Source organism: Bacillus sp. SIMBA_031, assembly GCF_046535225.1.
Classification (GTDB): Bacteria; Bacillota; Bacilli; order Bacillales; family Bacillaceae; genus Bacillus; species Bacillus velezensis.
This window is the reverse complement of record NZ_JAWRXC010000001.1, coordinates 547,837-563,553: the sequence shown is the minus strand read 5'-3', so window position 1 is coordinate 563,553 and position 15,717 is coordinate 547,837. Positions and strand designations below refer to the sequence as shown.

2 protein-coding genes are annotated in these 15,717 nt (G+C 44.1%); both read right to left on the bottom strand.

Annotation, left to right across the window (positions count from 1 at the left end):
• Positions 1-7 precede the first annotated feature (7 nt).
• A complete protein-coding gene (locus SB724_RS02875) occupies positions 8-7,006 on the bottom strand; it encodes an SDR family NAD(P)-dependent oxidoreductase (RefSeq protein WP_410570022.1) in 6,999 nt (2,332 codons plus the stop codon).
• On the bottom strand, positions 6,999-15,701 hold the full coding sequence (locus tag SB724_RS02870) for a type I polyketide synthase (RefSeq protein WP_410570020.1): 8,703 nt from the start codon (positions 15,699-15,701) through the stop codon (positions 6,999-7,001). Before SB724_RS02870 ends, SB724_RS02875 begins: the two co-directional genes overlap by 8 nt.
• Positions 15,702-15,717: the final 16 nt, after the last annotated feature.

Sequence of the window (15,717 nt, the reverse complement as noted above, 5' to 3'; positions counted from 1 at the left end):
CTTTTCTTTATAATTCTTTGAAATCAAGTAAAGGAATCAGCAATTCTGACTCTTCCTTTTCTGGAGTTTCTCCATTGTCGATCCAGCATTGTTCCTTATTGAATATAATCGGAGAAAGCGGGTGTCTTTTTGTCTCTCCATATCCTAATGTGAGATGGCTGTCGCTCAATATCATATGTGCGTTCGTGCCCCCGAATCCAAAAGAACTGATTCCGGCTCTCAAAACCCCTTTTCTGGGACGCCATTCTTTTAAAGACGTGTTCGGAAAGAATGGCGACTGATCAAATTTAAAACGCGGATTTGGCGTTTTACAATGTAATGTCGGCGGGAGCATCTGATTTTTTATGGATAAGGCAACCTTTATAATACTCGCTATCCCCGCTGCGCTCATTAAATGTCCGAAATTCGTTTTTACGCTGCCCACTCCGCAAAATTGCGTTTCTTCCGTAACCTCCCGGAACACTTCTGTCAGCGCTTTTAATTCAATCGGATCTCCTATCATCGTACCGGTGCCATGCGTCTCGACATAACTGAGAGTATCTGCATCAATTCCGCCTTTTTTCAGAGCTTTTTTTATCACTGCGCTTTGCGCTTTCGGATTAGGTGTTGTCATTCCCATTGTCTGTCCGTCATTATTAACCGCGGATGAGTCAATTACCGCGTAAATTCTGTCACCTTCGGCAAGGGCGTCATCAAGTCTTTTCAAAAGGACTGCGCCGCATCCCTCTCCCGGTACAAATCCATCTGCCTTCTCATCAAATGTATGACACTTTCCTTCAGGTGAAAGCGCCCGAGCCTCACTCAGCATGACGTAAGGTTTTTGATCCAGCAAAATGTCAACTCCGCCCGCAATCGCCATATCTGACTCTTTTGACATCAGGCTTTGACAAGCGAGATGGACGCTGACCAATGAAGAAGAACAAGCCGTGTCTACAACCAGATTCGGTCCTTTCAGATTAAAAAAGTGTGAGATATGCGCACCTATGAAATTTTGTCCTATACCCACGATCGTATTTTTTGAAGGAGAACCTATTTTGGACATAAACGTCCCGGTCCGCGAACCGATGAAGACGCCGACTTCTTTGTTTGATACTTCTTCTTTTGTATAGCCGCCGTCTCTCAATGTCTGGACGCTGACCTCAAGGCATTTTTTGATTAACGGATCAAGCTCTGATGCCTCACTTTTGTTCATATTAAAAAACGCGGGATCGAAAGACTCAATATCTTGAAGAAATCCGCCCCACTTACTGATACTTTTTCCCTTTTCATAGGTGTCAGAGTAGTATGAAGAAATATCCCATCGCGACGCCGGGACTTCGCGGACACTATTTTGTCCTTTCTTCAAATTTCTCCAGAACGTTTCTGTGTCCGGAGCATCCGGAAACTCACAGCCCATTCCGATAATAGCGATTTGGTTCAGACTGGTTTGTTGTATTTGAGATCCGCTGTCCCGTACTTCGGAAGCATTTTGATTTATATGTTGCTCTTTTTTCCGAATCTCAATGTTTTCTGAATCAATTTGAGGACTGATCCCTTCACTTGCAAATAATTCGTTTAAATAGACGCCCAGTTGTGAAAAACTCGGATACTCCAGAAAAGCTGATGGTTCAATTTTTATTTGAAATGCATCTTCCGCTTTTTTGACAAGCTGAACCAGTAAGATTGAATCAACTCCGTAATCCGCAAAAGACGTATCCTGATCTAAATTCTCGTAAGGTATTTTCAGCTCCGCGGAAAAAATCTCCATTAACTTCCTGATCATAGCTTCATTGTCTCCCTGACCAGAGATCTCTTTTTCTTCAGCATCCGGGTTATTTTTAGCAGCTTGAATTCTTGTCTGAAGCAGCTGCTCCAGCTTGAATTTCTCCGGATGTGTCTTTGCCGGTATAAGGCAGGGGTATCCGTTTATCGTCATCATTTCATCCAGCATGGCAATACCTGTTTCTGTTGAGTGTGAAAGTAAACCAAGTGCCTGATATGATGGACTTGTTACCTCGCCCATCCCAATGTCCTTCCAGCTCGGCCAGTTAATTGATTGATAATACGTTCTGCCGGCTGCATGCTGATACGCCGCAAAGTAATCCATAAAAGCGTTCGCTGCGGCATAGTCACTTGTTCCGGCGCCTAATAAAGGAAAGGCGCTCGCAACAGATGAAAACAAAATGAAGAAATCAAGTTTGTCATCAATAAAAATGTCATGAAGTACCTGCATCCCCTGTACCTTTGGCTCAAATACTTCTCTTATTTCTTGATCAGATTTATGAATAAAAGCCGGATTCGAATGATTGGCTGCACCAGCGCAATGAATGACCCCGCCGATTTTGCCGAACTTCAGTCTCACCTTTGAAAAGAAGCGTTGTATTTTTTCTTTTTCCGTGAGCGGCCCGGAATACACTTCCACCTGAACTCCCTTTTGATCCAACTCATGCAGCAGTTGTAATTTCGAATAAAGAGGTGACTTTTCATCGGTGTCTTTTAACATGCCGGCTATTTTATCAGATTCCGGAAGGTCGGTTACTCCCATCAACACAAGTTTTTTGACTCCCTTGCCGGCATAATGTCTGGCAAGTTCTGCTCCGATCCCTCTTGTTCCCCCTGTAATAACCAGGGTTTGATCCGTACGGCATACCGGCAGGCCGGATAGTTTCCGGTTTATTTCCGCTGCATGTAATTTCTCGACGTATGGAATATAACGTTCACCGTTCCGGTAGCAGATTTCACTATACAGCCCGTCAGCGCAAGCTTCATCTGTGATTACCTGTCTCAATTCCGCCGCAGTCCCGACATGCCCGTCTACATCTATTGTTTTTGATTTTATCTTTTGATACTCCGCACTCAGTATTTTATATAGTCCGGCTGTTTCGGCTCCGGCTAACGACGGCTTGTCATTCAGAAATGTCTGCAGCCCTCTGGTCACATGTAAAACGAAAAGCTGTTTACGTGTGTTTATGATTTCCTGCAGCAGTGTCAGCTTCCCGATTGTGCCGGTGTGTGCCCCGTTTTGATCACTCCGCAAATCTGACAGGTCAATCATGCCGATGATTTCCGGATTTTCTTCTATGACTGCTAGAGCCGTTTTTTTGGCTTCCCCATTTGAATGATCCCAGTTATCTGCGCAAATGACAGCGGGTTCAATCAGAGGATCTGAATCAAACAATTCGAATGCAAGCCGCTCACTTTCACTATTAGCCAGGATCATCACCTGTCCTTTCGTAAAAGCGGAAGGCGCAGCCTTTTGTTTTTTCCACGATTTTTTTAATACATCAAATGATAAGTCAATCGGTGTATGGGGCTGCGGTACACCTGTTTTTTTCTGTTTCTGTGCTGCTTTTGCGGCAGGAACCCAATATCTGTTCCGTTCAAAAGGATATACAGGAAGAGAGATAAGCTTCGGTAATTCCGCAGTGTACATCTCTTCCCATTCAACGTCTCCTCCGTTCACCCAGTGAATGGCCATATCTCTTGCATTTTCACAGTGAGCGGCTGACAGAGCACCCTTTTGACCAGCGCCTCGGCGGGCCTTTCCCCTATATAAACCGTTTACCTTCTGATCTGACCGCAAATACATCGTCAGCTTATTGCGAAGATCGTCAATGCTGCTAACCTCAACAGCGAGCCGCTCTTCCATAGCGTTTCTCCCGGTCTGCGAAGTGTACGCAGCATCAGCTAGTGACGTTTTTGCCTCCAGTTCTTTTATATATGCATCAATCAAGAGTCTGAGCCGTTCTTCATTTTTGGCAGAAAGCAGAATAATTTGCGTCTTGTTGCTCTGTACCGTTTCCATCTTTTCTTCATTCTTATACTCTTCGATGATAATGTGGGCATTAGATCCTCCAGCGCCGAAAGAACTGATGCCTGACCTTCTGGCTTGATTTTGCGGCGTCTCCCAATCGGTCAGTTCAGACTGCACGTAAAACGGTGTTTCCCCAAAATCAATATTAGGATTTAAGTTATCGGAATGAAGGGAAGGAGCAAGCTGTTTATATTTCATTTGCATCAGCACTTTTGTGATAGAAGCAATTCCCGCCGCAGCCTCTAGGTGTCCGATATTTGACTTAACCGAACCAATTGCACAACGATAATCGCTTTTCGAGCTGTGCAAAGCTTTGGTTAAACCTGAAATTTCAATCGGGTCTCCCAAAGATGTTCCGGTGCCATGCGCTTCAATATAACTTATGCTGTCTGCATCAATCCCCGCCTTATCAAGAGTTTCACTGATGACGTTTGCCTGCTCGCCCGGATTTGGCACAGTGTATCCGTTTGTTTTTCCGCCGTGATTTACAGATGTTCCCTTAATCACACCGTAAATCCTGTCCCCGTCAGCCTTTGCGGCAGAAAGCGATTTCAAAAGAACGGCCCCGACTCCTTCTCCCGGCACATATCCGTCTCCTCCCGCTCCAAAGCTTCTGCAGCGCCCATCGCTTGAAACAAAATGATTTTGTGAAAGTAAAGTATATTTATCCGGGTGTAAGGATAAATTCACTCCTCCGGCTATAGCGAGGGTGGATTCTCCCCTTTTTAAACTTTCACATGCAAAATGAACAGCAGAAAGTGAAGAAGAGCACATTGTATCAATTGCAAGGCTGGGTCCGTGCAGGTCAAAGAAATATGACACCCGGTTTGCGATAGACGAATAAGAAGACAAGAGCGCCTGACGTTCCTCATCATCTGAAGCACCGGCTGCAAATAACTGATAGTGGCTGTAGGTGACACCGACAAATACACCTGTCTTATGCCGTTTCAACTTTTTCTTTGTGTAACCCGCATCTTCAAACGTGTGCCACGCTGTCTCTAAAAATAACCGTTCCTGAGGATCAATTAACTCGGCATCACGGGGCGAAATTGAGAAGAACAGCGGATCGAATTTATCAGCGTCTTTTATAAACCCCCCCCATTTGCTGTCATGACGGGCATTGTCACCTGTGTGATAATATTTCCGAAAATCCCAACGCTCTTTCGGTATTTCCGTTATACAATCTTTTCCGGAAGAAATATTTTCCCAAAACTGTTCCACATCCTTCGCCATCGGGTAGCGGCCGGCTATACCGATAATTGCAATATCTTCCTCGGAAGGTGCGGATGGTATGCGAGAAACGGAAAGCTTCTCTCGTTTCGCCGGCGCCGAATGATCAATTCGCTGTTCGGCTGCCGGTAAAAACGCCTTCTTCAACTCATGATGATAGTGTTCAAGAAAATACTCTGACAGCTCTTCAACACTGCTGTATTCAAAGAAAAGAGTCTTAGACACTCTTCCAAAATATTTTTCCAGACGGGAGTTAAGACCTAAAATCGTTAGAGAGTCAATTCCGTAACGGTCAAACGTATCCTCGGGTAAAATACTGTCCGCCGGTCTTCCCGTTTCCGCACCGACGATCTCTGTCAAAAGACGAACCGTTTGCTTTTTCAGATCTTTTTCATTTAATTGCGGCAGATTACTGTTGTTTTCAGGCACAGTCTCTATTTCTTTATGATCCGTTGAGAGTAATTCACTTATTCTATCTTTGTCTCCGCTGATAACAGCCAGCTGAGAAGCAGAGCGGCTCATACTGTCCTGAAAAGCGGCAAGTCCTGCTTGGGCGGATAAAAGTTCCAGCCCTGCATGTCTTAAAGCCTGCAGCTCTCCCGGCCCGACTGTCATATTGCCCGCATCCCATAACGGCCAATTAATAGAAAGTGTTTTCCCGGGACGTCCCTTAATGCTTCGATACTGGGTGAATCCGTCCATACATCCGTTAGCGAAGGCGTAGTCGCTTTGACCCGCATTAGGCAGAACGGCCGAAAGGGACGAAAACATAACGAAGAAATCAAGAGGCTCTTCTTCAGCTGCTTTATCCAGCCAAACGGTTCCGAATACTTTAGGCGCTATAACTTCTTCTATGCTTTCTTTCGTTTTTTTTATGATAAATGCATCCTTAACAAGTCCGGCGCTGTGCAAAATTCCGTTTAATTCTCCGAATGTCTGCTTAATGTGCTTAATCAAAGCGTCCGTCTCTTTTTCCTTTGAAATATCTGCCGGGACATATAAGGCTTCAGCGCCAAGATTTTCAAGAGCGCTCAATTTTTGCGCCGTTTCACGGGAGGCCGGGGAACGGCCGGTTAATACCAGCTTGACTTCTGCCTGTTTCGCCAGATATTCCGCAAACAGATACCCGAGACCGCCGGTTCCTCCCGTAATTAAATACACACCGTTCTTTTTTACACTGAAACTATGTTTCTCCCCATCTTCTTTTTTTACTCTTTGAAGCTGCCTTTTATAATAATGCCTCGGCTCATAACAGGTAAAGTGGTCCGTCTTACATTGATTGTTCCATTCAAAAGAGATGACATCTGCAATATGCTGCTTTGTAAACGGCTCGTCAAACATTGATTTCAGCTCTGCAGCCTTACATGTGAAATTCGGATTTTCGGTCTGTACGGTCTTAAGAAAACTTTCAACCGCGTTATAAATCGGCTGAACCTCGCCCTCGGTATTTTCATACAGGTACAAAATTTCTGCTTTCGGACAAAGTTTGTTCGCCATGAAGGCCTGAAACATGTGAAACAAGGAAAAAAGACTTTTATTGAGCTGCTTTCTCATTGCATCTTCTGTATTTTTGAAGAGCCCGGCAGCCAAAAAATGAATAATATGACGGGGTCTTATATTTTGAGAACGCAGAACCCCGCATAACGCATCATAATCCTCATCTTTTGCAAAGTTCATTCTAAAACGACCGTTCCGGCAATCTTCGAAACGCTCGCCGGAAGTCACGTAAATGAAAGGTGCCTCATAGCCTTCAAGCTGCCTCTTCATTACGGTATACATGCTGTCGTCTTCGCAAAAAAATAAAATTGGCTCTTTCGTATGCGGGAATTTTCCACTGCCTTTAAATTCATGTCTATCCCATACCATTTCATATAGATGGGTTTTCCCCAAGCTCTTAATTAATTCCAGCCCTTCTTCAGGCGTCAGGCTGCATTCTTTCACCTTTTTCACGATTTGCTCAATTTGCATCGTTTTTTCATTCATGGAAAAGCAACTCCTCTATCAGCTCTGACGTCTCTTTCGTATTCATCTCACCTGTTTGTGCTTTTTCAAGAAGCGACATGATTGTTCCATCTGCTGTATCTTTATTTGAGTTGTGAAGCTCAGTACCCGAGAAAGCCTCAGCCTTCTGCGCTTCATCTTTATTTAAATGAATCCAATGTCTGTTCTTGCTGAAAGGATAGAGAGGAAGAGACAGTTTAACCGGTTTGAGTTCCTCCTCATACAAGTCTTCCCAGCTGATTTCACAACCGATCGTCCACAACTGAGCCAGTTTGGCCGGCTTGTTTTGCTGAATCAGTGATTGAACATATGCATGACCTTCGGGGCCGCCGAATATAGGAGCGTACAGACTATCAAAATCCGTTACATTTCCTTCATAAACACCTTGCAGCCTGCTCCCCTGGATGTAACCGTTTAATTTTTCAAGAAGATCTCCGGTATTCGAGCAAGTGATCGCAAGGCGGCATTCAAATGGTTCCCTTCCGGTTTGCAGCGTATATGCTATTTCTTCAAGACTGATTCCGGACTTTTCTCTAAAATTGCCGTTATGCGGTTTATCAGCTGATCGATTCCGGACGCTGCTGATATAGCGGCACAGCTCGCTCAGGGTCATTAATTCCTGAAATATATCTAGTGATATTTCTGTGCCGTACATTTGGTTTATATAAGAGATTAATTCGGAATAAGCCAACGGATCAAATCCGAATTCAGAAAGAGGTGTCTTTGCATCTATATCTGCGGTATCTAAACGCAGGATACCCGCTGCCGCTTCCCGAACCGCCTCTTGCAAATCACGTTCCTGCACCTCTTGCTGACTGAATTGAACTGATAGTTCTTCATGTAAAAACGTTGTTAACTCTTTGGCTTTAACCATCAGCCTTTCCTTTGTTTTGGCCGATAGAACAATGATTTGATCCCGCTCGGCAGTTACTGCTTTATCTTGTCCATATTCAAATTCTTCCACGATGACATGAGCATTTGCCCCGCCGAATCCAAAGGAACTGACTCCGGCACGGCGCGGAACTTCATTTCCTTGTCCATCTTTTAATCTGGCCCACTTCATTGTTTTATTGACAATATGAAACGGTGTTCCGCTTAATTGAATGTAAGGGTTCAGCTCCTTGACATGAAGTGTGGCAGGCAGTGTTTTATACTTCATGGATAGTAATACTTTAATCAGCCCCGGCATTCCAGATGCGGGCTCTAAATGACCGATATTCGTTTTTACTGAACCGATGCCGCAAAATTGATCATGATTCTTTCCTGAATGCGGTTCAAAAGATCCAAACGCTTTTTTCAAGCCTTCAATCTCAATCGGATCTCCCAGTTCTGTCCCGGTTCCGTGTGCTTCAATATAAGATATCGTATCAACAGGAATATCGGCATTTTTGTAAACAGACGTTAACAGTTCTGCCTGAGCTTCCGGGTTCGGCGCGGTCAATGAAGCAGATCTTCCTCCGTGATTTTCTCCGGTTCCTCTCAGAACTCCGTAAATATTGTCTCTGTCATTCATTGCCGCTTGCAATGGTTTCAATAACAGAACAGCTGCACCTTCACCGCGGACATAACCGTCAGCAAGTTTATCAAACGTCTTACACCGGCCGTCCCTAGACAAAATACCGAGTTTATCAGTATACATATGCGTGACTGGATCTAAGAGCAGCGAAACCCCGCCTGCTACCGCCAGCTCACTTTCGCCATTTTGAATCGAGCGCACAGCTCTGTGGATTGCTACAAGACTGCTTGAGCAGGCTGTATCAATGGACTCACTCGGACCTCTGAAATTAAAATAGTGGGATACACGATTGCTGATGAGCGCCTGGCTGTTTCCGGTTCCCGCAAACGCATGCGCCCCGTCCGAATGCCTCATCAGCAGCTGGCGGTAATCATTAAATTGAATGCCCGTAAACACCCCGATATTTTTGCCAGACAGCTTTGAAGCTTTGTAACCCGCATCTTCTATCGCTTTCCAGGTTTCCTGCAAATAAATTCTGTGCTGAGGATCCATGAGTTCTGCTTCCCGCGGATTAATATTGAAAAACGCCTCATCGAATTTATCGGCATCTGTGATAAAGCCGCCCCATTTCGAATGTACTTCGCTGCTTCCTTTGCCTTCGGCGTATTTTTTCCAATCCCAGCGATCCGGGGGAATTTCCTGAATCAAATCTTTTTCATTGATTAAATTGATCCAAAACTCATCTGCATTTTTTGCTCCCGGAAAAACACAACTCATCCCGATAATGGCAACTGGCTGCTTCTCTGGATGATGGTCAGCCTGTCTTGTTGTCTTTTTTTCAAACGGAAAACTTCGCGGCGGCTTCACGTTTTTCCCGGTGGTTTTCCCAGCGTGCACTACTTTCCTTTTTTCAGAAATGTTTTTTTCTGCATCTGTATTCCCTTTTGCAACAGTACGCAGTTCACTGTTTAGAAATTCTGAAAGAGACTTAATATGGCTGTAAGTAAAGAAAACGGCAGGTGTCAGCTTAAGCTTGTATTTTTTATTCAGTCGGACAGCTAATGTTTTCAAACTGATAGAATCAAAGCCGAGATTGCCGAAATTCTCTGCCGTATCCAGCTGTTCAATGTTAATTTTCAATAATTCCGATACCATTTGCTTCAGTTCTTCCAGGACATTGTCTGTATAAGCCGGTGCTGTATAAGAAATTTCCTCTTGACGAACCGGAAGCGTATTTACTTTTTGATGCGGCAGATCTTTTTTTGCTGGTGTTGTTCCGGCATCCCCGGTAACAACCGAAATTTGCGGACAGTCATTTGCCAAAATCGTCTCAAAAGCCGCTATCCCTTCTTCCGTTTCCAAATAATCAAACCCGGATGCGGAAAGATAAGCTTCTTCCGCTTCTTTGTTTAAATGCATTCCGCCTTTACGCCACAACGGCCAGTTAATCGAAATGCTCTTGCCTTGTCTCTCTTGCCGGCGGCTCTGTTCGGATCTCCAATTTATATATTGATCTTGAAAATAATTGCCCAACGCATAATTAACCTGTCCAAAATCTCCGAAGATCGAAGAAATAGAAGAAAATACGATAAAGAAATCAAGCGGCTCATCTTTCGTTAATTCATCTAAGCATACCGTTCCTTCAATTTTAGCAGTCATGCCCTCTGAAAAATCAGTCAGATTCATCTCTGTAAATAACCGATCATCGGCATGACCAGCTGAATGAATAACACCTTGAATGGAGCCCCAAGTCCGTTTCGTTTCTTCTATGACCCGTCCCATCGTCTTTTGATCTGCGGCATCAGCTTGATAATATACAGCATCTCCTCCAAGCGCCTGCAGCCGGTCAATGTTATGGCGTTTATCAGCTGTTAACGGTGACCTTCCCGTCAATACTAATTTTGCTTGATACTGAGAGGCTAAATATTTTGCGAAAATCAGGCCCAGACCGCCCAAACCTCCCGTTATGAGGTAAACCCCTTTCTGTTTCAGCTGATGAGAGTGCTCTGTATGATTGAACACATACTCCTTTAATGTCTTAATATACCTCTTGTTCTTTATATATTTAACTTCTTCCGCCTGCCGTTCCATGCCTGAAACCATTTCGTTAAGACAAAATTCAGCCATTTTTTCAATTGATATACGTTCTGAAAAACCGATTGACTTCACATTCTCTGCGGATGGCACCAACATATTTGCCGTTTTTAAACAGCCTGCAAGAGCGTACGGATCATTCACGCCTTCTTTAAAAGAGTGAACAAGAAGCAAAGAATGAAGATAAAGAAAGGAGTCACTGCGGGCGCTCAGGGCTTTTAATAAATAAAAAATTGATTCCAGGCCGCTGAGAAGGTGGTCACCCGCGTAAAATGTTTCTCCCGTGTGCAAGATGACATCAGGAGAACATCCCTTTTTCTCTAATTCTTCGAATAAACGAATGTAATCTGACGTCACTTCCGGGTTTACACAGAATGTCAGCAGATTTTGATCGGTCTGCCGCTGATCCGGCGTGACGAGAATGACACGGCTGTCTGATTGAATTTTCAGAGCTCCAGCCAGTGCTTCATCTTTTGCAAAGACCAGAATTGTTTTTGGCTCCCTATCTTCGATTTCAATCAGAGGGTTTTTTTGATCCCACTTATGCTCATAAAAACGCACATTTTTATTAGGCTTTTCGCCCAAAACCAGCCCGCTCAGTTCCATCAAAATCCCGCCGGCATTGTCTAATACATACACATCATAAGCCGAATCGCTTTCTTCAGTTTGTTCTGCATATACATAAACGGGTTCAGTCTCATGATCAAAAATCGTACATTCTTTAATGTTTTCCGGGAGCTCTCCGGCATTTTCCCCCGCAAGGTATATGACGGCTTGATATACGCTCTCAATAACTTCCGGTTTGATTATGCACCCTTTCGGCCCGGCCTTTGCTTTTATCTTTAAAAGCATCTGTCCGTTCCTGCCGACGCAGTGCTCTGCCGCTTTCAGACTGTCACTGCAGCTGTATCCGAATTCGGCAAGCCGCTGATAAAACGCTTCGTACGGTATGCGGTCTGCATGCTGAGACAGGAACGGCTCAAGATGAATATTTCCGTTCTCGTACGCTCCGCCTTCTAATTCGAGCCGCCCTGAGGAATAAATGGATGAGTCGCTCTGTTTTTCTATAGAATACGATGCACCCTGATTATCCGGGGTTAATACAATCCGGATCTGCTCATTGCTTCCGCTTTGTAACATCGGTTCTCTAAAGGAGAGCTCTGTTAATTTAATAATCGGATTCCCTGAAGCCATCGCTCCGGCAGCTCTCGCCATTTCAATCTGGCTGAGAAACGGAAACATTTCCTTGTCTTGATACTTTGTTTTTATATACAAATCGGTATCGCTTACATTGATAAGAAACTTCTGTGCTTTAAAATCAGATATATTGCATGAAATGTAAGGATGCAGATCGTTATTTACGTTCATCCGGCGGCTTCCCGTATTTTGCACATCTATTCTGCATAGCTCTTTGGCAAATGGATATCCGGGTGCTGAAATCCGTCTCAAAGTGACATCTTTATAAAGTGACGGCCAATCTACTCCGTTACCGCCAACCCAGTATTCAGCAATCTTCACAAGATCCCTGTTTGCGGCTGCTTCTTCAATCTCAGCTTTGTTCATCCTTTGAGCTTCTGTTGTGTCTTTGCCGCTTGTAAAAATATGATCCATCGCGTTTCCGAGAGTATAATCTGTCAGTCCTTTAAGCAATTCATCTTTTGTAGAGGCGATAACAGCCAATCTGTGCGGCATTTCTTCTCTGCCGGTTTGTAAAGTAAATGCTGTATTTCTAAGTGTTTCTAATGGATAATCTCTGGCTGCTATATGTTCTTTTGCGCGTTTTGCATATTCTGCCAGCCTGTCGGCATTTTTTGCAGAAAAAACAAATAAAAGCTGTTCAGGTTCTTCAGCCGCGAGAGGAGAGATAGCTTCATCCGCAAATTCTTCTAAAATAACATGGGCATTAGCTCCTCCTGCCCCGAAAGAACTGATTCCGGCACGCCTGGGAACGGATGACTCCCATTTTTCGGCACTGTCCGGTACATAAAAAGGTGTTTTTTGAAACGGTATATTTTCATTCAATTCAGCAGAATGAGTCAGTGACGGAACAATCGTTTTATGTTTCATTTGAAGAATAACTTTCGTAATGCCCGCTATGCCTGCAGCAGCCTCAAGATGTCCGATATTTGATTTAATCGACCCGATCGCGCATGTTTTCTTATCGCGTTCGGCATCTGAAAATGCTCTGGTCAGACCGGTGATTTCAATCGGATCTCCTAACGCGGTGCCTGTTCCGTGAGCTTCTATATAGCTGATGCTTTTTGGATCAATAAACCCTTTTTTTAAGGCTCTCGTAATGACCTCACTTTGAGCTTTGGGATTCGGCACGGTATATCCATTCGTCTTAGCACCGTGGTTGATGGCTGTTGCCTTAATAACTGAATAAATCTGATCACCGTCCGCAATAGCCTTTTTTACAGGTTTCAGCAGCACGGCACCTGTCCCTTCTCCCGGCACATAGCCGTCTCCTCCGGAACCGAAGCTTCTGCACCGGCCATCACTGGATAAAAATCCGCCTTGAGTCAGGAGTTCATATTTATGAGGATGAATGGATAAATTGACGCCTCCTGCAATTGCAATTTCACATTCATTCCTGATTAAACTTTCACAGGCAAAATGAACAGCCGTTAATGATGAGGAACACATCGTGTCCAAAGCAATACTTGGCCCGCTGAAATTAAAGAAGTAGGATACCCGGTTTGCGATTGATGCATACGAGGAAGAAACGGCCGCTTCGTGACCAACGCTGTACAGCTGATAGTGGCCGTACATAACCCCTGCAAAAACACCGACGTTTTTTCTTTCAAGCGTTTTCTTTGCGTACCCCGCATCTTCTATGGTGTGCCAAACCGTCTCTAAAAACAGTCTCTCCTGCGGATCAATTAATTCAGCTTCGGCAGGAGAAATATTAAAGAACAACGGATCAAAATGATACACATCGTCAATAAATCCCCCCCATTTGCTTTGGTTTTTTACTTCATCGCCCGCTGCGGGCTGATAGTGCAGCCCCGAATCCCACCGATCCTTAGGTATCTCAGTTATACAGTCTTTACCGTTCAATAAGTTTTCCCACAGAGTATCAAGATCATTTGCCATCGGGTAACGTCCGCTGATACCGATAATCGCGATATCATTGTCATGATACTTCTCCTGCTGCACCTGATTTTTCATCTGGATTTTCTGTTTCCCGTTAACATCGGCTGTCTGTTTATGATCTTTTTTCTTCTGAGATGGGGCGCTGCTCCCGTTTTCTCCTAACCGGAGTTTATGAAGAAGAGTATCCCTGTGCTCCTCAACGAAATACTGTGACAATTCTGCCGCAGTCTGATATTCGAATAACAGCGTTTTTGAGAGCGCGCCGAAATGTTTTTCAAGCTCATTCGTCATATTGATAATCATAACGGAATCAAGTCCGTATTTTTCCAATGCCTCTTCTGCATCTATTTTGTCCGCAGGCATCCTGAATTCTGCAGCAATCATTTTTATGATGAAATCAGATGTTTCAGCTGTCAGTTTCTCTGAATCAAATGATTCGATATTTCTCCCTGTTCCTTCATCTGCCTGAATGCTGTCTTTTCGTTCATATAATTGATGAACATGATTGTCAATTTGCTCATCTCCGTAAAATACAGTAAATTGCGAAAAACCGGAGGACAATGCGACTGCAAACGCTTCTTTACCTTCTTCTTTTTCTAAAGGATAAAAACCCGCCTTTTTCATTGTCTCTACCGTTCGCTCATCCACTTGCATGCCGACTTCTTTCCACAGCGGCCAGTTCAGAGAGAGAGAAATCGTATCAGAATGCTGGGCAGAACGCATATTCATGAAATGATCCATATAACTGTTTCCAAACGCGTAATCAGATTGCCCGACATTTCCCAACACTGCGGAAGTAGAGGAGAAGCAAATGAAAAAGTCAGGATTTTCTTTCTCAACAGCATCATTCAGCCACATCGTACCCAATACTTTCGGTCTGATTACCTGATCGAATTCCTCTCGTGACTTGTTAAGAAGGAAAGAGTCACGGATGATTCCCGCGCCCTGAATGACCCCGTTTACTTTTCCATAAGAAGTTTTGGCTTTTTTGACTACATATTCGGCTTCTTCCTTATTGGTAATATCAGCCTGAACATAAACAGCTGAAGAACCGGCATCCTCTAATCGTCTCAGCTGTTTTCTTATATGATCTGAAAGCGGAGATCTCCCCGTTAAAACAAGGCAGCATTTTGTTTGAAAAGCCAAATATTCTGCAAAGGTAAATCCTAATCCGCCCGCGCCTCCTGCGATAATATATACTCCATTTTCTCTCAGCGGCACATCTCCGCTTCCGGAATTTTTTTCGGGTTCATACGTTTTGAGCTGTTTGACATAACGCTGCATGTCTTTATAACGGATCTCTACATCTGAAGGCTGGAAATCACTCAGCTCATTGCGTATGATATCAGCTGCGTGAACGGCTGCTATTGACTGCTCCATTTCAATGCTTTTTGCTGAGATTAACGGATTTTCCAGCTGCAATGTCCGCAAAAATCCGCTTGCCGCCGCGTAAAGAGGCTGTTCTCCAGAAAGATGCGAAAAATATCCATATAACAGCTTGATCGGTTTGCGGCAGTTATTTTTGAAGAGCGCCTGTTGTAGTAAAAACAAAGAATAGACTCCGCTGTCGCATTGTTCACGAATTGCTCTCTCTGTCTTTTCAAACGGCATGTCTGACCACAAATGCACCGCTTCCCGTATATCTGACTTCTCTTCTTCTATAAGCCATCCTAACAGGTTTATGTAATCTCTTTCAGAGCGGGGGTCGATTTCAAATACACCGTCCCCGGTTTTTCGAAACTCTTTCCCCGGCTTAACCAAAATAACCCTTGTATCATGCAATGCAGCAAGTTCTTTACTCACATCTTCATTTTTATCAAATAATAAAAGGCTGCCCTCATGTCGGCCGCCTTTTACATGAATATTGAGATCTGTCCGCTGCCAGACCGTCTGATAATATATCGACTGTCCGTTAACCCCTGCGGAATGAGAACCAAGCTGCTGTATCCGCTTTACTCCTTCTTCCAAAGAAATGATGCCGCTTTCTATGTCAGAAAGTACTTTTTTTCTAATATGACGGGCTTCTTTCATAAAAATCTTCATCCCC

Bases quoted from the DNA above. Each gene is read 5' to 3' on its own strand.
- SB724_RS02875 (WP_410570022.1), bottom strand. From the start codon at position 7,006: ATGAATGAAAAAACGATGCAAATTGAGCAAATCGTGAAAAAGGTGAAA.
- SB724_RS02870 (WP_410570020.1), bottom strand. From the start codon at position 15,701: ATGAAAGAAGCCCGTCATATTAGAAAAAAAGTACTTTCTGACATAGAA.